21 protein-coding genes are annotated in these 24,310 nt (G+C 65.4%); 7 read left to right on the top strand and 14 right to left on the bottom strand.

The genetic code is table 11. The features are described 5' to 3' along the window. Positions 1-180 precede the first annotated feature (180 nt). Positions 181-948 (top strand): sulfite exporter TauE/SafE family protein, encoded by a 768-nt coding sequence (locus JJ959_RS07995; protein ID WP_292881832.1) that lies wholly within the window; start codon positions 181-183, stop codon positions 946-948. Here the strand turns inward: JJ959_RS07995 and JJ959_RS07990 are convergent. After that, positions 945-1,784 (bottom strand): hypothetical protein, encoded by an 840-nt coding sequence (locus JJ959_RS07990; protein ID WP_292881829.1) that lies wholly within the window; start codon positions 1,782-1,784, stop codon positions 945-947. The two genes, JJ959_RS07995 and JJ959_RS07990, sit on opposite strands and share 4 nt — an antisense overlap. Positions 1,785-2,067: 283 nt before the next feature. Here JJ959_RS07990 and JJ959_RS07985 point away from each other — a divergent pair, with 283 nt between their 5' ends. Together JJ959_RS07985 and JJ959_RS07980 are read left to right on the top strand one after the other, a co-directional pair. Then, positions 2,068-2,481, top strand: a complete 414-nt coding sequence (locus JJ959_RS07985; protein WP_292881828.1) for a DUF350 domain-containing protein — start codon at positions 2,068-2,070, stop codon at positions 2,479-2,481. 5 nt (positions 2,482-2,486) lie between these two features. Next, a complete protein-coding gene (locus JJ959_RS07980) occupies positions 2,487-3,374 on the top strand; it encodes a trypsin-like peptidase domain-containing protein (protein ID WP_292881825.1) in 888 nt (295 codons plus the stop codon). A 6-nt stretch (positions 3,375-3,380) separates the two neighbouring features. Here the strand turns inward: JJ959_RS07980 and JJ959_RS07975 are convergent, their stop codons facing one another. Beyond that, the gene (locus tag JJ959_RS07975; RefSeq protein WP_292881823.1) at positions 3,381-5,516 is read right to left on the bottom strand and encodes a protoglobin domain-containing protein; all 2,136 of its coding nucleotides are present in this window, start codon (positions 5,514-5,516) and stop codon (positions 3,381-3,383) included. Between the two features lie 263 nt (positions 5,517-5,779). Here JJ959_RS07975 and JJ959_RS07970 point away from each other — a divergent pair, with 263 nt between their 5' ends. Then, complete coding sequence (locus JJ959_RS07970; protein ID WP_292881822.1) at positions 5,780-6,922, top strand: PQQ-dependent sugar dehydrogenase; 1,143 nt, start codon at positions 5,780-5,782, stop codon at positions 6,920-6,922. Positions 6,923-7,013: 91 nt separating this feature from the next. Continuing rightward, a complete protein-coding gene (gene putA, locus JJ959_RS07965; protein WP_292881819.1) occupies positions 7,014-10,901 on the top strand; it encodes a trifunctional transcriptional regulator/proline dehydrogenase/L-glutamate gamma-semialdehyde dehydrogenase in 3,888 nt (1,295 codons plus the stop codon). Between the two features lie 7 nt (positions 10,902-10,908). Here putA and JJ959_RS07960 read toward each other — a convergent pair whose 3' ends face one another. Together JJ959_RS07960 and JJ959_RS07955 are read right to left on the bottom strand one after the other, a co-directional pair. Then, the gene (locus JJ959_RS07960) at positions 10,909-11,997 is read right to left on the bottom strand and encodes an enolase C-terminal domain-like protein (RefSeq protein WP_292881816.1); all 1,089 of its coding nucleotides are present in this window, start codon (positions 11,995-11,997) and stop codon (positions 10,909-10,911) included. Next, a complete protein-coding gene (locus JJ959_RS07955; RefSeq protein ID WP_292881813.1) occupies positions 11,994-12,773 on the bottom strand; it encodes an SDR family NAD(P)-dependent oxidoreductase in 780 nt (259 codons plus the stop codon). The genes JJ959_RS07960 and JJ959_RS07955 overlap by 4 nt, the downstream gene beginning before the upstream one ends. Before the next feature lie 159 nt (positions 12,774-12,932). Between JJ959_RS07955 and JJ959_RS07950 the strand changes: the two genes are divergently transcribed. Then, complete coding sequence (locus tag JJ959_RS07950) at positions 12,933-14,042, top strand: S-(hydroxymethyl)glutathione dehydrogenase/class III alcohol dehydrogenase (protein ID WP_292881810.1); 1,110 nt, start codon at positions 12,933-12,935, stop codon at positions 14,040-14,042. Positions 14,043-14,317: 275 nt separating this feature from the next. Beyond that, complete coding sequence (locus tag JJ959_RS07945) at positions 14,318-14,542, top strand: hypothetical protein (RefSeq protein WP_292881807.1); 225 nt, start codon at positions 14,318-14,320, stop codon at positions 14,540-14,542. A 161-nt stretch (positions 14,543-14,703) separates the two neighbouring features. Here JJ959_RS07945 and JJ959_RS07940 read toward each other — a convergent pair whose 3' ends face one another. The 10 genes from JJ959_RS07940 to cmk form a co-directional block, all read right to left on the bottom strand. Further along, positions 14,704-15,447 carry an SDR family NAD(P)-dependent oxidoreductase gene (locus JJ959_RS07940; protein WP_292881805.1) on the bottom strand — a complete coding sequence of 248 codons (744 nt, stop codon included), beginning with the start codon at positions 15,445-15,447 and terminating at the stop codon, positions 14,704-14,706. 132 nt (positions 15,448-15,579) lie between these two features. Beyond that, the gene (locus JJ959_RS07935; protein WP_292881803.1) at positions 15,580-16,851 is read right to left on the bottom strand and encodes a folylpolyglutamate synthase/dihydrofolate synthase family protein; all 1,272 of its coding nucleotides are present in this window, start codon (positions 16,849-16,851) and stop codon (positions 15,580-15,582) included. Positions 16,852-16,918: 67 nt separating this feature from the next. Continuing rightward, positions 16,919-17,845 carry an acetyl-CoA carboxylase, carboxyltransferase subunit beta gene (gene accD / locus JJ959_RS07930; protein ID WP_292881801.1) on the bottom strand — a complete coding sequence of 309 codons (927 nt, stop codon included), beginning with the start codon at positions 17,843-17,845 and terminating at the stop codon, positions 16,919-16,921. 33 nt (positions 17,846-17,878) lie between these two features. Further along, the gene (trpA, locus tag JJ959_RS07925) at positions 17,879-18,715 is read right to left on the bottom strand and encodes a tryptophan synthase subunit alpha (protein ID WP_292881800.1); all 837 of its coding nucleotides are present in this window, start codon (positions 18,713-18,715) and stop codon (positions 17,879-17,881) included. Beyond that, complete coding sequence (trpB, locus tag JJ959_RS07920; RefSeq protein ID WP_292881799.1) at positions 18,715-19,944, bottom strand: tryptophan synthase subunit beta; 1,230 nt, start codon at positions 19,942-19,944, stop codon at positions 18,715-18,717. Before trpB ends, trpA begins: the two co-directional genes overlap by 1 nt. Positions 19,945-20,038: 94 nt before the next feature. Then, on the bottom strand, positions 20,039-20,680 hold the full coding sequence (locus tag JJ959_RS07915; RefSeq protein WP_292881796.1) for a phosphoribosylanthranilate isomerase: 642 nt from the start codon (positions 20,678-20,680) through the stop codon (positions 20,039-20,041). Between the two features lie 4 nt (positions 20,681-20,684). Beyond that, positions 20,685-21,026, bottom strand: a complete 342-nt coding sequence (locus JJ959_RS07910; RefSeq protein ID WP_292881793.1) for a LapA family protein — start codon at positions 21,024-21,026, stop codon at positions 20,685-20,687. Positions 21,027-21,221: 195 nt separating this feature from the next. After that, entirely contained in the window at positions 21,222-21,503 is a 282-nt protein-coding gene (ihfB, locus tag JJ959_RS07905) for an integration host factor subunit beta (RefSeq protein ID WP_193184070.1), read from the bottom strand. 234 nt (positions 21,504-21,737) lie between these two features. Continuing rightward, on the bottom strand, positions 21,738-23,456 hold the full coding sequence (gene rpsA, locus JJ959_RS07900; protein WP_292881790.1) for a 30S ribosomal protein S1: 1,719 nt from the start codon (positions 23,454-23,456) through the stop codon (positions 21,738-21,740). A gap of 220 nt (positions 23,457-23,676) precedes the next feature. Beyond that, positions 23,677-24,309 carry a (d)CMP kinase gene (gene cmk / locus JJ959_RS07895; protein WP_292881788.1) on the bottom strand — a complete coding sequence of 211 codons (633 nt, stop codon included), beginning with the start codon at positions 24,307-24,309 and terminating at the stop codon, positions 23,677-23,679. Position 24,310 lies beyond the last annotated feature (1 nt).

Genomic DNA, 24,310 nt, shown 5'->3' with positions numbered 1-24,310 from the left:
CCGCACGCACGGCGCCATCCGTGGTCCGGTAGAGTGCGGCATCAATATGGCCGCATTTGGGTGTTCACTCTATATGGCGCGGGCCGGGGCACAAGTCACCTCATCGGCAGGGTGGCGGGGCGCGCAGGATCGGCTAAGCTGCCGCCGCAACTGGCAAAACCCATTCCGGAAAATCCGACCGTGCTCGAAATCCTGTTACCCGATGCCGTACCGCTCTGGGGCGCTGTCGCGCTCGTTGTCTTCAGCTACTTTACGTCCGCTGTCACCGTCGCCTTCGGGCTGGGGGGCGGGGTCATGATGCTGGTCGCCATCGGCTCCGTATTGCCGCCGCTCGCGGTGATTCCCGTGCATGGGGTGGTGCAGCTCGGCTCCAATGCCGGCCGCGCCTATCTGATGCGCCAACATCTGGAGCGCCGGGTCTTCGGATTCTTCGTGCTGGGTGCCATCGTCGGCGCGGCGATCGCGGCGCAGCTCGTGATTTCGGTGCCTCAGGCGGCGTTGCAGGCGGTGCTGGCGCTCTTCATTCTCTATACGGTCTGGGGGCCGAAGCTTGGCAAGCACAAGGTGCCGGCGCCGGGTTTCGCCGCCGTCGGTCTGGCGACCACCTTCGCCACCATGTTCGTCGGCGCCACCGGCCCCTTGCTGGCGGCTTTCCTGCCGCCGGACCGCTACGGCAAGATGGCGACGGTTGCCACCCACAGCGCCTGCATGACCATGCAGCATGGGGTGAAGATCGTCGCCTTCGGGATCCTCGGCTTCGCCTTCACGGAATGGGTGCCCCTGATCGCCGCGATGATCGCGACGGGCTTCCTCGGTACCGCGACCGGGAAGAAGGTTCTGGAGAGGTTGCCCGAGCGGGTCTTCGCGATCGGCTTCAAGACGGTGCTGACCCTGCTGGCGGTGCGTCTGCTCTGGGTCGGCGCGAGCGATCTGACGGCTCTGTTCTAGGCCGGCTCGGTTTCCGGAATCTCGGTGCCTGCGACGGGCACCGGAACGATGTCGGCCGGCAGTTCGGAGACTGCAACCTGCATCGTCATCGGCCGGATGACGTCATGCATCTTGATGGAGCGGATCTGCAGATCGTGGATCGCGTCCCGCGGGACGTATTCGACGGCGATCTGGGCAAGCTTGCGGCGCAGCTGCGGCACCTTGATCTGCCAGACGGCGTTGTCGACGAGACGCTGCAGCTCGGTCTGGCAATGCAGCGAGATCGCCTTGCACTTCTCCCGGATGACCTGGGCGCTGGCGGGGCCCGGCGCGGTGAACATCACGTCTATGACGCATTTTTGGTCGCGCCCCCGGTCGCTCTCGAAATAGACCTCGATCGCGGGCGAGAGCCGCACCGGCTCGATCCGGATGTAGCGGTTCGGGTCGTGGCTGATGAGCGGCTCGAAATGCAGGATGCTCATCATCGCCGTGATCAGGCAGGTGCCGAAGGTGACGAAGCCGAAGAGATGCGCCCACGGCATGTGGTCCAGGGTCACCGGGGTCAGCGGATAAGTCACGAGACGCTGGTAGTAATCCGGATCGACGCGCCAGTTGAACAGCCGGATGTCGAGCACGAAGGAAAAGTCGCCCCAGTCGTTGATCGTCGGCCCGATGCCGAGGATCGCGGCATTCCAGAGCGCGACCATCAGCCCGGTCAGGAAGATCATGCCGAGGGACGAGATCAGCGCGACACCGAGATGCCATTTTGCCCAATAGGACGCGATTTCCGTACGGTAGCGGTGCATGACACGCGCTTCGCGTTCGGCCCTTTCGTCCAGTACCAGGTAACGGCTCATCGGCTAAATCACTTTCAATTCAGAAAGTTCATTTTCAGAACTCTAAAAGTACTGAAATTATATCCCATGTTTTGCTTTGAAGATAGAGCGCGCGGCGGGAAAAGATTCAATTTGATCGATTATAGAGGCAAACCGTCACTGCTGTCTCCCGTTTCCTCCAATTTTCTTGTGGGTGCGGTCCGGCGGCCGTCTTCCGGTAGGCTCGCGGTGCCGCAAGAGGTATGAAGGACGCGATCTGCCGTGCCTCCGTGCGGTATTAGGGAACTTGGAGATGGGTGAGGTGATGGCCGGTATTCTGAGCAGTCTTACGGCAGGGTTCCCGATCCTGATCGCGCATTTTCTGCTGACGATCGGGCTGCTGGTGCTGGCCGTCATGGTCTATATCCGGATCACCGCGCATGACGAGCTGCAGCTTGTTCGGGACGGCAACAACGCGGCGGCGCTATCGCTCGCGGGCGCGATTCTCGGGCTCGCCATTCCGCTGGCGTCCTGTCTCGCCGCCAGCGTCAGCCTTCTGGATATCTTGGTATGGGGCGTCATCACGCTCTTGCTTCAGCTGCTTGTCTTCTGGGCGATGGACCGGACGGTGCGCAACCTGTCGCGCCGCATCGAGGAGGGGGAGATCGGTCCGGCGATCCTCCTCGTCGCCGTCAAACTGTCGGTTGCCGCCGTGAGTGCGGCGGCCGTTTCGGGATAGCTCCGGTGTTCCGCAAACCGGGCTCGGACAAGATCGGGCTGCTCGGGGCCTTCCTGGCGATATTTCTCGGTTTCGCCCTGCATCCGGATACCTGGCGCGACCCGGCCCCAGAGCGGCCTGTGCCGGATCGCCCGCTGCCGCGAGAGGCGTCCGTCGAGCCCCGGACGGTGCGCCGGCCACCTCCGGGTCAGCATGAGCAGCGTGCGCTGGGAGAGGTCAATATCCGGTCGACGCCGCGGCTCGCCAGTGGAACCGGAACGGCTTTCGTCGCCCGGCCCGGAGCCTGGGTGACCGCCCGCCATGTCGTCGACGAGTGCGGGCGGCTCGCGTTTCTGACCGGCGGGCGCTCGGGCTTCTGGCTAGACGGATCGGTGGAGATCGACGGCCACGCCGACCTTGCGCTCATTACCGTGCCCCGGAACTCCCGTTCGTTCGGGGCGGAGCCGATCGCCGTGCATGTGGCGCAGCCTCTGCCCGGAGAGTCCGGGTTTCATTACGGTTTTCCCGGCGACGGCCGCGGAAGGGTGGAGTCGACGCTGATCGGCGGGTCCTGGATGGCGACGCGGGGCCACAGGAACACCGACGAGCCGGTCCTGGTCTGGGCCGAGGTCCGGCGCGATGGAATTCCGTCAGGCAGTCTCGGTGGCATGAGCGGGGGGCCGACATTGAACGCACAGGGCGAACTGGTCGGCGTCACCGTCGCGGAAGCACCGCGCCGGGGCCGGGTGATCACTGCCGCGCCCCGCACTGTCAGCTCTATTCTGAAGACAGTACCGGCGACGGCCAGCCTTCCCGCTCCGCGGTTCGAGCACCGGCCGCCGAGTTTCGCCGAGCTCGAGCGCCGGGGCGTCGTCCGACGCATCTACTGCAAGTTCGAGCCGCCGGCCTCTTAAGTGCGCTTACGGCACGAAGGCGCAGCGCATGTTGCCCCAGTGCTGGCCCGAGAGCGTGATCGGACAGTCGATTTCCTTCAGCAGCACCTTCTGCCCGCCGCCCATGTCGCGGATATAGGTCTGCAGCTGGAAAGGTTCCTTGTTTCCGGCTGCCAGCAGGCCGGCGCGGTCGTCGAAGATCCGGCGGTTCCGGCAATTGGCCGCGTTCCAGACCGGATCGTCCGGGCGCTGGGGCTGCGAGACGGCTTTGTTGTGCGTGCCGATATAGCCGTTGCGGTCCGTTGCCGCGATGAAGCGGATCCGCTCATCCTTGGCTTTGTAGCGCTCCTGGATCGGGGTCAGAACCTGATCCGTCAGGTCGACGAACTTGGTCGAGAACTGGACCGGGTTTGTTCCCTGAATAACCGTGTAATGGCTGTCGAACATATCCTCGACCGAGATACGGCCCTCGGAGATCTTGCCGGCAAGCGCTTCTGTTGCCTCTTTTGCCGCCGCCTCGCAGATCTCGCGGAAGGTATCGTTTTCGCCCATGGCCTGCTCGATCATCGTCGCGACAGCTTCGGCGGCGCTTGAGACGAGATTGTCGAATCCGACATGCAGCCCGAGCGATGTAGCCGCCACCACACGGGCGGGGATCCTTACGCCGTTGGCGAGCACGATATGCCCCTGCGTCTGGGGCATCGCGGTCTCTTGCTTGTCGCAAAGCAGAAGAGCGCCGCGCGGCGAGAGATCGGCTATGAAGCCCTTTTCCTTGATGTTCCCGAATTCGATGCCGGCCTCGATGACGGTCGGCACGCGATCGGTTCCGCGCCGGTCGGCTTGGCCGCTTGAGCGCACCACGACCGAGAGTCGGCGTTTCATGTCGCTGAGGTTCACGCTGACGTTCTTTGCCAGAGTCTCGATCGCAACGACCGACTTGCTCGTCCGGTCCGCATGCTCGGCGACACGTCCGATCGCATCGGCGACCTGGGCGGTCATTTCCGAGGCTTCGTTCGAGGAGCGGCCGATTTCGCTGGTGGCGGCCTGTTGCTCTTCGACCGCCGTGGCGACGCCGGAAGCGATCCCGTTGACCTCGCCGATCTTGGAGGCGATCCCTGTGATGGCGTCGACCGAGGAGCGGGTTGCGGTCTGCACGTTCGCGGTGTGCTGGCTGACATCCTGGATCGCATTCTCGGTCTGCTGCGCCAGCGATTTCACTTCGGAGGCGACGACGGCAAAGCCCTTGCCGGCTTCGCCCGCGCGTGCCGCCTCGATGGTCGCGTTCAGTGCCAGCAGCTTGGTCTGCGCGGCGATCGAGTTGATGAGATCGACCACCGAGCTGATGTTGGTCGTTGCTTCTTCAAGCGCCGCAACCTGACTGCGGGCATCGTCCGCGGAAGCGGTCGCCTGGTTCGTGAGGGCAGCGGATTCCGAGACCTGGGTGGCGATCTCCTGACTCGACGCGCTGAGTTCCTCCGTCGCCGCGGCGACCGAATTGACGTTGTTCGCGGTCACATCCGTCGCCTGCCGGACTTCGTTAACCAATGCGGCCATTTCATTTGCAGCGAGCGCAAGGCCGTTGGTCAGGTCGGCGACGCGATTGGCCTGGAGCGTGACCTCTTCGACAGTCTGGTCGATCTCCCGTTCCAGTGTATCTGCCATGTTCAGGATCTGGCTGTGCAGCTTTTCCGCTTCGTCCGAGCTGCTATAGGCCTCGAGCGCAAGATCCATGTCGATCGCGACGGCCCTTGCGACGGCGTTGCAGTAGCGCAGGGCGTCCTCGGTCCGCTTGTATTTCTTTGCGATCAACTTGAAGAGGAGCGGCTGGATGAATGTGTAAGCGCCGATATACCAGCGCGGCGTGAGCCCGATCTTGGCGTGAATCCTGCCGATCCGGATTGCGCGCTCAAGGTGTTCGGCGCTGAAGCCATCATTGAAGACGGTGCGCCAATGCGCCGTCTGGGCCTTTTTGAGGGCGTCGATGCCGGGACCCTTTTCGAGGATGGCGGCCGTTTCAGGGGCGGCGGCGACATGGGTATAGAAAGCATCGAGCACCGACGGCAATCCGGCCTCGATCACCGGCCAGATGGCCTTCATGTCCGCAAGAGTATTCTTGTCCAGTCCCGCAAATGCCAGTCTTGAAGTCTGCGCAGCATCGGTCATAGCGCTGTCCCCACCCCAATTTTTATTGTGATCACGTTTTCGCGATCAGTTTCCGCATTCGTTTTCGTTATTCTGCGGTGCGTCTGGTTAATAATACAATAATATTCTGGATATTTGGTTGAAATTCGAAGCGGAATCCAATCTCGTAAAAATAATCTGTCTTAACATAGTGTTCAGGCGCGCTTTGACTTGCCCAATGCTGTCCACGCGCCATTTACCAATTGTATGCAATTTGCGGATGGACGGATATGCTGCAGCAATTCATGCGATTAAAGTCATTCCCGAGAGTGGTCTGCGCTGCCTTCGTCGCGCTTGTTTCGGCTGCGGGCTGTGTTTCGGCGACCGATCTTCCCGTCCAGCGTTCCGAGCGTCATGCCTTCCGGGTCGTTCAGCTCGCGGACGGGCTGGCGCACCCTTGGGGGCTCGCCTTTCTTCCCGACCGGCGGATCCTGGTGACGGAACGCGAAGGCGGGCTTCGTCTGTTCGAGGCGTCTGGCGCCGGAGGGGATGAGGTCTCCGGTATTCCGGAGTTTTATGCCTCCGGTCAGGGAGGTCTGCTGGACGTCGCACTGCATCCGGATTTTGCCTCGAATGGGCTGATCTATCTCTCCTATGCCGGGCGCGGTGCCGGGGGCGTGGGGACCGAAGTGGCCCGGGCGCGCTTGACCGGCAATACGCTGACAGAACTTAAGGTTATTTTCCGCCAGCAGCCGAAAGTATCCGGCGGCCGGCATTTCGGCTCCCGTCTTGCCTTTGCGCCGGATGGAACGCTGTTTGTCAGTCTGGGCGACCGGGGCGGATATATGCGGGAAGCGCAGAACCCGGAAAACCATATCGGCACCGTGGTCCGGCTTAATGACGATGGCTCGGTTCCTGCCGACAATCCTTTCGTCGGGCGGCCGGGCGTGCGGCCGGAGATCTATTCCTACGGGCACCGCAACGTGCAGGGCATGGCGCTCCGCCCGGGAACGGACGTGATCTGGGCGCACGAGCACGGACCGCGCGGCGGCGACGAAGTGAACATCCTCCGCCCCGGCCGGAACTACGGCTGGCCCGCGATCACTTACGGGATCGATTACAGCGGGGCTGTGATTTCGGACAAGACCGGCGCGCCGGGCATGGAGCAGCCGGTTGTCTATTGGGTGCCGTCGATCGCGCCGAGCGGGATGGACTTCTACGACGGGGACAGATTTCCGAACTGGCGCGGGGATCTCTTCGTCGGGGCGCTGGCGGGCTCGCATCTCCGCCGCCTTACGCTGGATGGCGACAAGGTGACCGGGCAGGAGGTTCTGCTGGAGGATCTCGGCGAGCGGATCCGCGCAGTCAAGTCGGGTCCGGACGGGCTGATCTACGTCCTGACCGACAGCTACGACGGACAGTTGCTCCGGCTGGAGCCCGCGGAATGATCGGGTTGTCCTTTTCGAAAATGAGGTTGCACCCATGAGGCGCTAGTGGTGTAACCTTGCCGCATTCGGGTTCTGCTCATCGGAGGCGGTCATGGCGGCGCAGACCATCGGGGTGAAAGTCAGCGAGGAATTGCGGGCACGGCTGCGCGATGCGGCGGAGAAGGTCGGGCGCACGCCGCACTGGCTGGTCAAGCAGTCGCTGCTCGGCGCCATCGAACGGATCGAGCGGGGCGAACCGCTGGACGGCTATCTCGCCGCCGAGGCCGGGGTCGATCTCGAAGACGGGCCGGCAGCCTCCGATCCGGGCCCGCGTCCGTTCCTCGATTTCGCCCAGGGTGTTCAGGCCCAGAGCGTCCTGCGCGCCCGCATCACCGCCGCCTACCGCAAGCCCGAGACCGAGTGCCTGCCCTATCTGATTTCCGAGGCCTCGCTGTCGCCGGCGAAGTTGAAAGCGGCCTCCGATCTCGCCCGCAAGCTGGTCGAGGCGCTGCGCGAGAAGAGTATCGGCGGCGGGGTCGAGGGGCTGATCCACGAATACGATCTTTCCAGCCAGGAAGGCGTCGCGCTGATGTGCCTTGCCGAGGCGCTGCTCCGCATCCCCGACCGGCAGACCCGCGATGCGCTGATCCGCGACAAGATCTCCGGCGGCGACTGGAAATCCCATCTCGGCCATTCCCCCTCGCTCTTCGTCAATGCCGCGACCTGGGGCCTCGTCGTCACCGGACGGCTGACCTCGACCCAGAGCGAGGAGAGCATGGGCGCGGCGCTGACCAAGCTGATCGGGCGCGGCGGCGAGCCGCTGATCCGCAGCGGCGTCGATGTCGCGATGCGGATGATGGGCGAGCAGTTCGTCACCGGCCAGACCATCTCCGAGGCGCTCGCCAACAGCCGGGCGATGGAGAAGAAGGGCTTTCGCTATTCCTACGACATGCTCGGCGAGGCGGCGACGACGGCGGAGGACGCGGCGCGCTACCTGAAGGATTACGAACAGGCGATCCATGCCATCGGCAAGGCGGCGAAGAACCGCGGCATCTACGAGGGGCCGGGGATCTCGATCAAGCTCTCCGCCCTGCATCCGCGCTACCAGCGCCAGAAGCTCGACCGGGTGATGGAGGAGCTGCTGCCGATCCTGAAGAAGCTCGCGCTGCTCGCCCGCTCCTACGATATCGGCCTCAATATCGACGCCGAGGAGATGGACCGGCTGGAGCTCTCGCTCGACCTGCTGGAGGCGCTCTGCTTCGACGTGGACCTCTCCGACTGGAACGGCATCGGCTTCGTGGTGCAGGCCTATTCCAAGCGCTGTCCCTTCGTCATCGACTACCTGATCGACCTCGCCCGGCGGAGCCGTCACCGGCTGATGATCCGGCTGGTGAAGGGCGCCTATTGGGACAGCGAGATCAAGCGCGCGCAGGTCGACGGGCTGGAGGATTTCCCGGTCTTCACCCGGAAGATCCACACCGACGTCTCCTACCTCGCCTGCGCGAAGAAGCTGCTGGCGGCCCCGGACGCGGTCTATCCCCAGTTCGCCACCCACAATGCCCAGAGCCTCGCCGCGATCATGCAGATGGCCGGGCCGAACTATTATGCCGGGCAGTACGAGTTCCAGTGCCTGCATGGCATGGGCGAGCCGCTCTACGAGGAGGTCGTCGGCAAGGACAAGCTGAACCGGCCCTGCCGGGTCTATGCCCCGGTCGGCAGCCACGAGACCCTGCTCGCCTATCTCGTCCGCCGGCTGCTGGAGAACGGCGCCAACACCTCCTTCGTCAACCGCATCGCCGACCCGGCCTTCTCGGTCGACGACCTGATCGCCGATCCTGTTGCCGCCGCGCAGGCCATCGAGCCGGTCGGCGCGCCGCATCCGCAGATCCGCCTGCCGCGCAACCTCTACGGTGAAGTCCGTCCGAACGCCGAAGGGCTCGACCTTTCCAACGAACAGCGCCTCGCCTCGCTTTCCGCGGCCCTGCTCTCCAGTGCGGAGACCTTCTGGACCACGGTGCCGACAGTTCACGGCGCCGAGCCCTCCGGGCCCGTACGCGAGGTGCGCAACCCGTCCGACCGGCGCGATCTCGTCGGTACGGTGAGGGACGCCGATCCGGAAACGATCTCGAAGGCCTTCGAGACCGCAGAGGCTGCTGCTCCCGTCTGGGCGGCGACGGAGCCGGCGGAGCGCGCCGCCCTGCTGCTGCGGGCCGCCGACCTGATGGAAGCGCGCATGCCGGTGCTGATGGGGATCTGCGTGCGCGAGGCCGGCAAGACCATGGCGAACGCCATTGCCGAGGTGCGCGAGGCGGTGGACTTCCTCCGCTACTACGCGACCGAGGTCGAAACCAAGTTCGACATGGACACGCATCGGCCGCTCGGTCCGGTGGTCTGCATCAGCCCCTGGAACTTTCCGCTCGCGATCTTCACCGGGCAGGTCTCGGCCGCGCTAGCCGCCGGCAACCCGGTGCTGGCGAAACCGGCCGAGGAAACCCCGCTGATCGCCGGCGAGGCGGTGCGCCTGCTGCACGAGGCGGGCATTCCGGCGGATGTGCTGCAGCTTCTGCCCGGCGCCGGCGATGTCGGCGCGGCGCTGGTCGCCGACAAACGGGTCCGCGGCGTCATGTTCACCGGCTCGACCGAGGTCGCGCGGCTGATCCAGGCAGGCCTCGCCGGGCGGCTCGCGCCGGACGGCACGCAGATCCCGCTGATCGCGGAGACCGGCGGGCAGAACGCGCTTATCGTGGACAGTTCGGCCCTGCCGGAGCAGGTCGTCGCCGACGTCATCATGTCGGCCTTCGACAGTGCGGGACAGCGCTGCTCGGCGCTCCGCGTGCTCTGCCTGCAGGAAGACGTGGCGGACCGCATGCTGACCATGCTGAAGGGCGCGCTCCGCGAGCTCGCGGTAGGCAATCCGGACCGGCTCTCGGTGGATGTCGGTCCGGTCATCACCGGTGAGGCGCGGAGCAACATCCAGGCCCATATCGACGCCATGCGCGACAAGGGCAATCAGGTCGAATCCCTCCCCCTGACGACAGAGACGCGGCACGGCACTTTCGTCGCCCCGACCCTGATCGAGATCGGGGAGATGTCGGAGCTGGAACGCGAGGTCTTCGGGCCTGTGCTGCACGTCATCCGCTTCAAGCGAAGCCGTCTCGACCAGCTTGTCGACGCTATCAACGCGACCGGCTACGGCCTGACCTTCGGGGTACATTCGCGGATCGACGAGACCATCGACCGGGTGGCCCGGCGGATCGGCGTCGGCAATGTCTATGTGAACCGCAACATCATCGGCGCCATTGTCGGCGTGCAGCCCTTTGGCGGGCGCGGGCTTTCCGGCACCGGTCCGAAGGCGGGCGGACCGCTCTACCTCAACCGCCTGCTCGCGCGGCGGCCTTTCGCTTCCGCGCTCCGCGAGAGCGCCCCCGAGGTCGGCCCGCAACCGGCGCACCAGTTCGAGGCCTGGCTGCGGGAAACGGGGCGTGCGGCGGACGCCGATCTCGCCCGGACCTATATCGCCCGCTCGCCCCTCGGCACCGATCTCGACCTGCCGGGCCCGGTCGGGGAGCGGAACCGCTATATCGTCCATCCGAAGGGACGGATCGCCGCCCTCGCTTCAGGTGAGACCGGTTTGCTGCGCCAGGTCGCAGCGATCCTCGCGGCGGGCAACCAGGCGGTCCTGCAGGAGAACGCGGCCGCGACAAAGCTGGTGTCGGAGCTGCCGAAGGATCTCCGTGAGCGGGTGGCGCTGGCGAAGGACTGGGCGGCCGAGCCGGATATCGCCGGCGTGCTGTTCGAGGGCGATGCGGACGCGCTGATCGGGATCCAGACGCAGGCGGCGGAGCGGGACGGCCCGCTGGTCGCTGTGCAGGGTGTCTCGCCGGCCGGGCTCGCGGCGGGCCGCGAGGATTACTGTCTCGACTGGCTGGTCGAGGAGCAGTCCATCAGCGTCAATACGGCGGCGGCCGGCGGCAATGCGAGCCTGATGTCGATCGGCTGAGCCGGGCCTACGCTGCGAATTCGTCTATCGCCTTCTCGTCCCAGATGATCCCGGCGCCGGGCAGGTCTGGAGGCACCACCATGCCGTTCTCGATCTTCGGCCGCTCGGCGAGGATGCCGGCGGCGAGATCGAACCATTCGAGGATATGGCCGGTCGGCGTCGCGGCGAGCAGATGGACCGAATGATCAGGGAAGAGGTGGCTGGAGACCGGAATATTGTGCGCGGCGGCGAGGCCCGCGACCTCCATCCAGCCGGTGACGCCGCCGATCCGCATTGCGTCCGGCATCGCATGATCTATCGCGCCAGCCTCCAGCATCCGCGCCATGTCGCGCGCGCCGTACCAGTTCTCACCGCTCTGCACCGGTGTCGCGATCGAGGCGCGGACATGGGCATGGCCGGTGACGTCGTCCCAGGCGACCGGCTCCTCGATCCAGGCGAGGCCCTCATGATCAAGCAGATGCATCCGCTTCACTGCCTCGTCGGCGCTGAAGGCCTGGTTGAAATCCATCGCCACCCAGGCATCCTCGCCCGCGACGGACTTGATCGCCCGGGCCACCGCGACATCCTCGCGCGGGTCCGGCGCGCCCGACTTCACCTTGAACGCCCGGAAGCCGTCCTTCAGCGAGCGCCCGATATCGCGCGCGGTCTCCTCCGGGCCCATCTGGCCGAGGCTGTCATAGACCCAGATCGGGCGCGGCGCGGTGCCGAGCAGGGCGGCGAGCGGCAGCTCGTGCGCTTTCGCCAGCGCGTCCCAGAGCGCCATGTCGATGCCGCCGACCGCGGACGCCATCAGGCCGGGCCAGCCGGCGAGGCGGCTCTTGGTCCGGAACATCTGCCAGATGTCGCGCGGCATCAGCGGCTGACCCTTCACCAGATCCTCCAGTTCGGCGACCAGCAGGGCGAGCGGGCGGAGGAAATGGGCGGCGTAGGGGAAGAGATAGGCCGAGCCGACCACGCCCGTGTCGGTGCCGACATCAAGCAGCACCAGCGGGGCGGCATGCAGGGTGCCGGACGCGGTCTTGTGCGGCTGCGGCAGCGGCGCGGTGACGGTGCGGACCCGGAAGCTGCCGATTTTTATGTCCTGGGTTCCACTCATCGGCCCGCTCCTTTCGCGATCCGCGTCGCCGCGGTCTGTACGCCCGCCGCCGACCAGCCGCCGTCGATATTCACCGCCTGCCCGGTGATGTAGGAGGCCTTGTCGCTCAGCAGGAAGGCGGCGAGCTCGGCGACCTCCGCGGGCTCGCCATAGCGGTTCATCGGGATGCCCTGCATCCACTCGGCACGGACATTGGCGTCCTGCACCCCCGCGATCAGCGGCGTGTTGATCGGCGCCGGGCAGAGCGCGTTGACCCGGATCCCGTGCTTGGCGAATTCGAGCGCGGCGACCTCGGTCAGGTTGATCACGCCGGCCTTCGAGGCGCCGTAGGCGGCCCGTTCGGCGCAGCCCCTAACTCCGGTCGCGCTGGCAAGCGAGACGAGGGCGCCGCCGGTGCCCTGCTCGATCATCACTTTCGCCGCCGCGCGCAGGGTCGCGTAGACCCCGGTCAGGTTGATCGCGATGATCCGCGCGAAATCCTCCGCGTCGCCGTCGAGGATGGTCTTACGGTGCCCGATCCCGGCGCTGGCGACGCAGCCGGTGAGCCCGCCCATCGCTTCGGCGCCGTTCCGGATTTGCGTATCGAGCGCGGCCTCGTTGCGGACGTCGACGACGCCGGTCGTGATCCTCTCCCCGCCGAGCTTGTCCCGCGCGGCGGCGAGAGTGTCTCCGTTCATGTCGAGCAGGCAGACGCTGCCGCCTTCTGCGAGCAGTTTCTCGGCGACGGCGTATCCGATGCCCGAGGCTCCGCCGGTGATCACAACCTTGTCGGCCATTGTTTTTCCTCCCTCTGGTTGCGGTCATTCTTTCGCGCTTTCCGCCCCCGGTCGAGGAGAATGGCGCACGGGGAACGTTCCGAGACGTGCATTGCAAAAGTGCCGTCGATGAAAGACTGTTAGCCTCGAATCAGATCAGGGCACGTGAGGGAGAACGCCATGGAAACGAGAGCCGCCGTCGCATTCAAGGCCGGCAAGCCGCTGCAGATCGAGACCGTCACCCTGGACGGGCCGCGCGCGGGTGAGGTGCTGGTCGAAATCAAGGCGACCGGGATCTGCCATACTGACGAATTCACCCGGTCCGGCGACGATCCGGAAGGCATTTTCCCGGCGATCCTCGGCCATGAGGGCGCGGGCGTGGTGGTCGATGTGGGCCCGGGCGTGACCAGCCTGAAAAAGGGCGACCACGTGATCCCGCTCTACACGCCTGAATGCCGGGAGTGCGAGTACTGCCTCAACCCGAAGACCAATCTCTGCCAGAAGATCCGCACCACCCAGGGCGCGGGCCTGATGCCGGACGGCACCAGCCGGTTCTCGATCAACGGCGAGAAGATCTTCCACTACATGGGCTGCTCGACCTTCGCCAACCACACGGTGATGCCGGAGATCGCGCTGGCGAAGGTGCGCGAGGACGCGCCGTTCGACAAGATCTGCTACATCGGTTGCGGCGTGACCACGGGCATCGGCGCGGTGGTGAACACGGCCAAGGTGGAGCCCGGCTCCAACGTCGTCGTCTTCGGTCTCGGCGGCATCGGCCTCAACGTGATCCAGGGCGCCCGCATGGTCGGCGCCAACATGATCGTCGGCGTCGATCTCAACCCGGCGCGCAAGGAAATCGCCGAGAAGTTCGGCATGACTCACTTCGTCAACCCGAAGGAGGTCGAGGGCGATCTGGTACCCTACCTGGTGGACCTCACCAAGGGCGGCGCCGATTACAGCTTCGAGTGCATCGGCAACACCACGACGATGCGCCAGGCGCTGGAATGCGCCCACAAGGGCTGGGGCGAGAGCATCATCATCGGCGTCGCCGGCGCCGGGCAGGAGATCTCCACCCGCCCCTTCCAGCTCGTCACGGGCCGCTCCTGGCGCGGCACCGCCTTCGGCGGGGCGAGGGGCCGCACCGACGTGCCGAAGATCGTCGACTGGTACATGGACGGCAAGATCGACATCGACAGCCTGATCACCCACACCATGCCGCTCCAGGACATCAACAAGGGCTTCGACCTGATGCATGCGGGCAAGAGCATCCGCAGTGTGGTGGTTTACTAACCCCTGTTATCACCCCAAGTTCGTCATCCCGGCTCTTCGGCCGGGATGACGTCCGGAGCGGGGCGACGGCCCCGCCTGTCCGCGGCGCGGTGCTTTCAAGGCGAAAGACCGCTTCGGCCATGCATGGGCCAGCCTCCGGGCATGCCTTAAAAGCATGCGGGCCGAGGGCGTACCGCGCCCATCTATCGTTAGCTTTTCTGAAAGCCGCCGCTCGAACTAGCGAGCCGAAACGGCGTCGTTATCACGACCGGAGCGGTTTATCCGCCGATACCATCTTGAACAGCACTCACGACGGGGCCGCCGCATGGTGCCTCGCGAACATCGCGCTTGCGCTTGCGGACGCGATTTCGAAAATCAGCGATCCGGAGGTCGCTAGATCCCTTGAGGACCGCCTTGTGGCGATGCTTGAGGATTCGGGAAAATACGAATGCTCGGACTGCGAAATCCTGCAGCGTCTGAGGGAGAAGCATCTCCTGAACGACCGGCCCTGTTCCGGGTAACGGCGAAACGCCTCAGATTTCGGTGATCTTCGCCGCCGTCGCTTTGTCGCCGGTGTTCGGCGTGCCGGACTTCTCGATCAGCATCAGATGTGCCTCTTCCTTGGTTTTCGTCATCCCGACGCATGTCGGGATGACGGGGCGGTTGGCCGTCTGGAAGCGGACTAAAGATTCTGCGCGCCGTCGACCGCGACGGTCTGGCCGGTGACCCAGCTCGCGGCGGGCGAGAGCAGAAAGGCTGCGACGGTGCCGATCTCCTCCGGCTTGCCGAAGCGGCCGAAGGGGATACGGGCGAGGGTGCTGTTGTAGAGGTCCGGATTCTCCGTCTCGCGCCGCTCCCAGCTGCCGCCGGGAAACAGGATCGAGCCTGGGGCGATGCAGTTCACCCGGACCCGGTCGGCGGCGAATTTCTTGGCGTGACTCTGGGTCAGCTGGATCACTGCGGCCTTCACCGCGCCGTACGGCAGATTGGTGGTTGCGCCGATGCCGGAGACCGAGGAGATCGTCAGGATCGCGCCCTGGCTTTTCGTCAGGTACGGGTAGGCCGCCCAGGTGGCGCGGACGACGCCCATCAGGTCCACGTCGACGCTCTTCTTCCAGCCGTCCTCGTCGTCTGTCGCGCCGAAGCCGGAGGGATTGTTCACCAGCCCGTCGATCCCGCCGAGCGCGTCCGCCGCCGCTTCGATATAGGCCTTCAGCGCGTCGGCGTCGGCGACGTCGCAAATCGCGGTATGGACCGTGCCGCCGTATGTCGCAAGCTTCTCCGCCGCCGAGGCGACGCTGGTTTCGGTGCGGCTGCAGACCGAGATGGCCGCGCCTTCGGCGGCGCAGGCCTCGGCGATCGCGAGGCCGATGCCGCGGGTGCCGCCGGTGACGATGATGTTCTTGCCCTTGAGACCGAGATCCATGTGTGTGCTCCCCAACTGATGAATGAACGTCACCCCGGCGCAGGCCGGGGCCCAAGAGAACATGGGACTGTGAACTCGATCCCTGGGTACCGGCTTTCGCCGGTATGACGGTTAAGCGGTGGGCTGAAGCGTTCAGCCGCCGGAATTGAGGCCGAGCGCATGCCCGGCGAGATACAGCGAGCCGCAGATCAGGAAGCGCACGGGCGTGCCCTTCTTCTGGCTGTCGCGGAGTGCCTGCTTCACGGTTTTCACCGGAACGGCCGGCATCGCGGCGCGTTTGGCCCCGTCCATCAGCTCGTCCTCGGTCAGCGTGTTCGGCTCGCCCGGAATGGGCATGACATAGAGGCGTTTCGCCCGGCCCTTCAGGTGCTTCAGGAAGGCCGCCGGGTCGCGGGTGTTCAGCGAGCTGAAGAGCATATGCACGGGCAGCGCGCCCTTTTCCTTCGCCCAGCCGTCAAGGATCGCGGCGACCGCCGCCCCCGCGCTTTCGTTATGTCCGCCATCGACCCAGAGCATTGAGCCCGGCGCGAGATACTCTGTCAGCGCGCCTGTTTCAAGATGCTGCATGCGGGCCGGCCAGCTTGCCTCGGCGATGCCCTTGGCGCGAGCGCCTTCGGTCGTCGGGACCAGTTTTTCCGCGAGATCGGCCGCCATCAGCGCCTGCCCCGCATTGGCGATCTGGTGCGCGCCGAGCAGGCCCGGTTTCGGATAGCGCCGCGTGGTGCCGCCGGTGCTGAAAAGCATGCCGTCGCCGCCTTCCGCGATGGTCCATTCCCTTCCATGCCGGTAGAGCGGTGCGCCGACCTCCGCCGCCCGCGCCTCGATCACGGCGAGCGCCGCCGGATCCTGCGGTCCGATCACCGCCGGTACGCCCGGCTTCAGGATCCCGGCTTTCTCGAAGGCGATCTTCTCGATCGTGTCGCCGAGGAAGCTCATGTGGTCCATCGAGACCGGCGTGATCACAGAGACCGCGGGCTTCTCGACGACGTTGGTCGCGTCGAACCGGCCGCCGAGCCCGACCTCAAGCAAGAGCACGTCCGCCGCAGTGCGGGAGAAGGCGAGGAACGCCGCCGCGGTGGTGATCTCGAAGAGGGTGATCGGCACGCCCGCGTTGACGCGTTCGCATTCCTCGAGGATTTCCGTAAGGGCCGCGTCGTCGATCTCTCTGCCGGCGATGTAGAAGCGCTCGTTGTAGCGCACCAGATGCGGCGAGGTGTCGGCATGGACCGTGCGCCCCGCCGCCTCGTAGATCGCGCGCAGCATGGCGACCGTCGAGCCCTTGCCGTTGGTGCCGGCGACATGGATCACCGGCGGCAGCTTCCGCTCCGGATGGCCGAGCCCTTCCAGCAGCCGCTCGAGCCGGTCGAGCGTCAGGTCGATCAGTTTCGGGTGCAGGCGCTGCAACCTCTCCAGGATCGGCTGCGGCGAGGGCGTCGAGGCGGGAATGTCGGGATCCTCCGGCGGACGGGACCTAGGTCTCGTCGTCCTCGTCCGTGCTTTCTGCCGCTTGCGCGCTCGCTTTCGGCAGCTTGACCACCTCGGCCTCCGGCAGGGGCGAGCGGATCATGGCGAAGATCCGGATCAGGGTGTTCCGGAGATCCTTGCGGTGCACGACCATGTCGACCATGCCGTGCTCGAGCAGGTATTCCGAGCGCTGGAAGCCGTCGGGCAGCTGCTCGCGGATGGTCTCCTGGATCACCCGCTGGCCGGCGAAACCGATGATGGCGCCCGGCTCGGCGATATGAATGTCGCCCAGCATGGCGAAGGAGGCGGTGACGCCGCCCGTGGTCGGGTCGGTCAGCACGACAACGAAGGGCAGGCCCGCTTCCTTGACGATCTCGCGAGCGATGACCGTGCGCGGCATCTGCATCAGCGAGAGGATGCCTTCCTGCATGCGGGCGCCGCCCGAGGCCGGGAAGACCACCAGCGGTGCCTTCTGCGCCTTGGCGAGTTCGGCCGCGCGGACCAGCGCGTCGCCGACCGCAATGCCCATGGAGCCGCCCATGAAGTCGAAGCGGAAGAGGGCGAGCACGACCGGCGCGCCGCCCATCTTGCCATGCGCGACGATGATTGCATCCTCGGCGCCGGTCTTCGACTGCGCTTCCTTCAGCCGGTCGGTATAGCGCTTGCGGTCGCGGAACTTCAGCGGGTCGAGGACCGGCTTCGGCAGCTCGATCCGGTCGTGTTTCTCGCCGTCGAACAGCATCTCAAGGCGCTTTTCCGCGCTGAGACGCATGTGATGCTCGCAGTTCGGGCAGACCTGCTGGTTCTCTTCGAGATTGCGGTGGAAGATCATCTCCCCGCAGCCGCCGCACTTGATCCAGAGATTCTCCGGCACGTCGTGCGGCTGCACGAGCGCCTTGATCTTCGGCAGGACAGAGTTGGTGATCCAGTTCATCTCATCTCACTCCGCAATCCGCGGGTTCAAATCTCAGCCGCGTGCCTCGCGCACGCCCTTGGCCAGTTCCGATACCAGATCGGTCACGGCCTTGACGGTATCCGGTCCGGCCTTGTCGTTGCTGTCGAGCGAGCCGGCAAGCGCGTTCACCACCGCGGTGCCGACGATGCAGGCATCGGCGACGGAGCCGATCGCGGCCGCGTGTTCGCGCGTCTTGATCCCGAAACCGACGCCGATCGGCAGGTCGGTATGGGTCCGCAGCCGGCCGACCGCCGCGCGGACCATGTCGATCGGCACCTCGGCGGTCCCGGTGATCCCGGTGATGGAGACATAATAGATGAAGCCGCTGGTATTGGTCAGCACCTTCGGCAGCCGCGCATCGTCGGTGGTCGGCGTCGCCAGCCGGACGAAGGGCAGGCCGCGCTTCACCGCCGGGACGCAGAGCTCGTCATCCTCTTCCGGCGGCAGGTCGACGACGATGAGCCCGTCGGCGCCGGCCGAGATGGCGTCGGTCAGGAAGCGCTCCACCCCGTAGATATAGATCGGGTTGTAGTAGCCCATGAGGACGACCGGCGTCGTCTGGTCCTCCTCGCGGAACTTGCGCACCAGATCGATGGTCTTGGCGAGCGAGGCGCCGGCTTTCAGGGCGCGCAGGCTCGAAGCCTGGATCGACGGGCCGTCGGCCATCGGGTCGGAGAAAGGCATGCCGAACTCGATCATGTCGGCGCCGGCGCCGGGCAGGGCCTTCAGGATGGCAAGCGAGGTCTCCTGGTCCGGGTCGCCGGCGGTCACGAAGATGCCGAGGCCGGGCCGGTTCTCCGCCTTCAGGGCGGCGAAGCACTTGTCGAGGCGCGAAGCGGTGTAGTCCATCAGAGTTTGCCCATCTTTTCGAGCCGCGGAATCACCGCATCCAGATCCTTGTCGCCGCGGCCGCAGAGGTTCATGACCACGATCTTGTCCTTGTCCATGTCGCCGATCATCGTCGAGACATAGGCGAGCGCATGGCTCGGCTCCAGCGCTGGGATGATGCCCTCCAGCTTGGCGCAGAGCGCGAAGGCCTCGAGCGCTTCAGTGTCGGTGGCGCTGACATATTTCACCCGGCCGCTCTCGTGCAGCCAGGAATGCTCCGGACCGATGCCCGGATAGTCGAGGCCGGCCGAAATCGAGTGCGCCTCGGTGATCTGCCCGTCATCGTCCTGCAGGAGATAGGTGCGGTTGCCATGCAGCACGCCCGGGTTCCCGCCGGTCAGCGAGGCCGCGTGCTCGCCGCTCGGAATGCCGTGTCCGGCCGCCTCGACGCCGAAGATCTCGACGCTCGGGTCATCGAGGAAGGGGTGGAACAGGCCGATGGCGTTGGAGCCGCCGCCGATGCAGGCGACCAGCGCGTCGGGCAGCTTGCCCTCGGCCTCTTCGAGCTGCCAGCGGGTTTCCTCGCCGATGATGCACTGGAAGTCGCGCACCATGGCCGGATAGGGGTGCGGGCCGGCGGCGGTGCCGATGATGTAGAAATGCGTGTCCGCCTTGGAGACCCAGTAGCGCAGGGCCTCGTTCATGGCGTCCTTCAGGGTCGAGGAGCCGGAGGTCACTGGCACGACCTTGGCGCCGAGCAGGCGCATGCGGTCGACGTTCGGCTTCTGCCGCTTCACGTCCTCGGCGCCCATGAAGACCTCGCACTCCATGCCGAAGAGGGCGCAGGCGGTCGCGGTGGCGACGCCGTGCTGGCCGGCGCCGGTCTCGGCGATGATCTTGGTCTTGCCCATGCGCTTGGCGAGCAGGGCCTGGCCCATCACGTTGTTGATCTTGTGCGCGCCGGTATGGTTCAGCTCGTCACGCTTGAAGTAGAGCTTGGCGCCGCCGAAATGCTCCGTCAGCCGCGGCGCGAAATAGAGTGCGCTCGGGCGGCCGATATAGTGCTTGCGGTAATATTCCATCTCCGCCCAGAAGTCTGGGTCGCCCTTGGCCGTGAGATAGGCTTTCTCGACTTCGAGAATCAGCGGCATCAGGGTTTCGGCGACATAACGGCCGCCGAAAATTCCGAAATGACCGTTCTCGTCGGGTCCGGTTCGGAATGAATTCGGGGCTGGCGTGGCGCTGGCCATGGTCAGACTTCCTCATCTTTCGGGGAGGCTTGCGAAAGGCGGCATAATGCGCGGGGCGCCCGGCCAAAGCAAGGCTCCGGGCGGGCAAAAATTGTCACTCGGCGCGGAGTGCCGCGGCGACGAATTTCGCGATCTTTTCCGGGTTCTTAACGCCCGGCGCATCCTCCGCGCCGGAGGCGGTGTCGACCGCGTCCGTGCCGGTCACCCGGATCGCCTCGGCGACGTTCTCGGCGTCGAGGCCGCCCGCGAGCATCCAGGGCGTGTCGCCCCGGTAGGCCCGGAGAGCTTTCCAGTCGAACAGAAGGCCGTTTCCGCCGGGAAGCTTGTCCAGCTCCTTGGGCGGTTTGGCGTCGAAGAGGATCATGTCGGCGGCGCCGTCGTAGGCTTCCGCGGCGCGCGCGTCCTCCGGCTCGGCGACCCGCACCGCCTTCATGACGGCCACGCCGTAGCGTGCCTTGATCTCACGGACGCGGTCCGGTGTTTCCTTGCCGTGAAGCTGGAAGATGTCCGGATGGAGATTTTCCCAGATCGCGTCGAGCAGCGCATCGTCGGCATCGACCACGAGGGCGACGGTTTTCACGCCCTCGGGGAGATGGCGCGCCAGCTCCTTCGCCTGCTCCGGCGTCACGGAACGCGGAGAGGGCGCGAAGAAATTGAATCCGATATGAGTGGCGCCGGCCGCCGCCGCCGCTTCTACAGTGGCCGGCGTCTTCAGGCCGCAGATCTTGACGAGCATGTTTCTACCGCGGGTTCGGAGCCGGGATGGCTTTGCGCAGGTCCTCGACCTCGTGTTTGCGGTCCTCGAGATCATGTTCGAGGCGCCGCGCCTTGCCTTCCGCGACCCGCGCCCGGCGTCGAGTGCTGCCGCCGCTGAACCAGGCGGCGACGGTGCCGAGGATGAAGCCGAACAGCATGGTGCAGAGACCGAGGATATAGGCCGGGACCTCGACGGTGATCGGCAGCGGCCAGAAGCCGACCTCGACCGCGTGCCGGTTCGAGACGGCGAACAGGATGATCACGATTGCGACCGGCAATCCGATTAGCATGCCGAAGGTCTTAGCGATGAATGATCTGCGGGCCATGGCGTTTCCGTTTTGCTAGCGCTCCTAATCTAGTGCGCGGCGCGGAAAATCTAAATGCCCGATTTCATACTTCGTCACCCCGGTGAAGACCGGGGCCCAGCAGATCGAAGGGCTGCACGCGCTCCTCTAGGTACCGGCCTTCGCCGGTATGACGATCATGAAAACTGGAGAAGAGAGACCGAGCGCCCTTGGCGTCTAGCCTTCGTTGATCCGGTCGCGCAGCTGCTTGCCGGTCTTGAAGAAGGGAACGAACTTTTCCTGCACCGGGACGGAGTCGCCGGTGCGCGGATTGCGGCCCACGCGGGCATCGCGCTTCTTCACGGAAAAGGCGCCGAAACCACGCAGCTCCACCCGGTCTCCGCGTGCGAGGGCGTCGGAGATTTCGTCGAAGATTGCGGAAACGATCCGCTCCACATCTCGCTGGTAGAGGTGAGGGTTCGCCTCGGCAAGACGCATGATCAACTCTGATTTGGTCATGTTTGCCACGCTCCCCCCAATCAACCCGTCGGCCCGTCCAATCGGTAGCCGGTTGGGTCACGGCGACAATAAAACCGAATTTTGACGCCTCTCGTCAAGTTTAAGTCTCTCTATTGCATAATAAAAATGCACTTCACCAAATTGGAAGTGCGTCTTAGGCGGCCTGAAATGAGAACGGCGCCGCCCGAAGGGGCGGCGCCGCTGCTCGCGAGACGGTCGGGTAAGGCGTCAGCCTCAGCCCTGGTTCTCTTCTTCTTTCTGCTTCAGGGCCGCGCCGAGGATGTCGCCCAGGCTGGCGCCGCTGTCGGAGGAGCCGTAGTCGGCCATGGCCTTCTTCTCTTCCTCGATTTCGCGGGCCTTGATCGACAGGGTTAGCTTGCGCGTCTTGTTGTCGATCTGGGTGATCTTGGCATCGACCTTCTCGCCCACGGCGAAACGGTCCGGGCGCTGCTCGGAACGGTCGCGGGAGAGATCGGACTTGCGGATGAAGCCGTTCAGGCCGTCGCCGACGGAGACCTCGAGGCCGTTGTCGGTGAGCGTGGTGACCGTGCAGGTGACAACCGCACCCTTGCGCAGGTCGGACGCGCCGGACTCGAACGGATCCTCGGAGAGCTGCTTGATGCCGAGGGAGATGCGCTCCTTCTCGGTATCGACGTCAAGGACCTTCGCCTTGACCATGTCGCCCTTCTTGTACTCCTTGATGGCCTCTTCGCCCGACTGCTCCCAGGAGAGGTCGGAGAGGTGCACCATGCCGTCGATCTCGCCGGAAAGGCCGACGAACAGACCGAATTCGGTGATGTTCTTGACCTCGCCCTCGATCTCGGTGCCGACCGGGTAGCTGGTGACGAAATCGTCCCACGGATTGGCCATGCACTGCTTGAGGCCAAGGGAGATGCGCCGCTTGCTCGGATCGACGTCGAGGACCATGACCTCGACTTCCTGGCTGGTGGAGACGATCTTGCCCGGATGCACGTTCTTCTTGGTCCAGCTCATTTCGGAGACGTGGACCAGACCTTCGATGCCCGGCTCCAGCTCGACGAACGCACCGTAGTCGGTGATGTTCGTGACGCGGCCGGTGAACTTGGTGCCGACCGGGTACTTCAGCTCGACACCTTCCCACGGATCCGCCTCGAGCTGCTTCATGCCGAGGGAGATACGCTGGGTTTCCGGGTTGAAGCGGATGACCTGCACCTTGACGGTGGAGCCGATCTGCAGCGCTTCGCTCGGGTGGTTGATGCGGCGCCACGCGATGTCGGTGACGTGCAGCAGGCCGTCGACACCGCCGAGATCCACGAACGCGCCGTAGTCGGTGATGTTCTTGACCACACCCTGCAGGACCTGGCCTTCCTGGAGGTTCGCGACCAGCTCGGAACGGGCTTCGGCGCGGGACTCTTCAAGAACGGCACGGCGGGAAACGACGATGTTGCCCCGGCGGCGGTCCATTTTCAGGATCTGGAACGGCTGCGGCGTGCCCAGAAGCGGGCCGATGTCGCGGACCGGACGGATGTCGACCTGGCTGCCCGGCAGGAATGCCACGGCGCCGGAGAGATCGACGGTGAAGCCGCCCTTGACCCGGCCGAAGATGGTGCCGGTGACGCGCTCGCTCTTTTCGAAGGCGCCTTCGAGAACTGCCCAGGCTTCCTCGCGGCGGGCCTTCTCGCGGCTCAGCATGGCTTCGCCGTTACGGTCTTCCATGCGCTCGACATACACCTCGACGGTGTCGCCGGGCTTCAGGTCGGCCTTCTGGCCCGGGCCCGCGAATTCCTTCAGCGCCACCCGGCCTTCGGACTTGAGGCCGACATCGATCAGGGCGCTGTCGCCTTCGATGGAAACGACCGTGCCCTTGACCACGCTGCCTTCGATGCTCGTGACGTCGCCGAACGACTCGTCGAGCAGGGCAGCAAAATTCTCATTGAAATCCGGTTCTTGAACCGCAGCGGCTGAATTAGCCATGTAAGCTCCTCAAAGGGTCTTGCCGGAGAACCGCGGTTCACCGGCAGCAGTGTCTTGGTGGCTGTGCAAATTGAGTATCTGCACCCCGCTCCGCGGGGCCGTTCCACCCGGTCCGTGGGTTGGAACGCGGCTGAGCCTGTCAGCCACCGTTGGGTTGCCAAAGCCGGTCATCGGACCTGTGTGACCGGCATCTCTCAGTTCGTTTTCCAGGACGCGGCGATCAGTCCGTGCCTTTGATCACCTCGAGGGCGGCCGCGAAGGCCTCATCCGGGGTCATCGACGATGTGTCGATCAGAACCGCGTCGTCCGCCTGCACCATCGGAGCGTCGCTCCGGCCGGCGTCACGGGCATCGCGTTCCCGCATGTCCTGCAAAACGCGCGCATATATAGCGGCCTCGCCCCGCTCCTGCAACTCTTTGAATCGCCGCTCGGCCCGGGCTTCGACCGAGGCGGTGACGAAGAGCTTGCGGTCGGCGTCGGGGCAGATGACCGTGCCGATGTCCCGCCCGTCCAGGATCGCGCCTTTCGCGCCGCCCGGCGGATTGGTCGCGAAGTTGCGCTGGAAGTCCTTCAGCGCGGCCCGGACCTCCGGGACGGCTGCGACTTTCGAGGCGGCGGCGCCGGCCTCGCCGGTCCGCAGCTCGGGGCTGCCGAGAATGCTCCGGTCGAGATTGCGCGCCGCGTCCGCCGCGGCCGCCTTGTCCTCGGGATCGTCGCCCGCGCGCAGCACCATCACCCCGACGGCGCGGTAGAGAGATCCTGTATCGAGATAGGCGAAGCCGAGCTCGTCCGCGAGACGGCGCGCGAGGGTTCCCTTGCCCGCGGCAGCCGGTCCGTCGATGGCGATGATCATG

Origin of the sequence: Nisaea sp. (assembly GCF_017640745.1) — a bacterium.
Taxonomy (GTDB): Bacteria; Pseudomonadota; Alphaproteobacteria; order Thalassobaculales; family Thalassobaculaceae; genus Nisaea.
The sequence above is the reverse complement of the archived record's forward strand: the minus strand, read 5'-3'. Positions and strand labels throughout refer to the sequence as shown.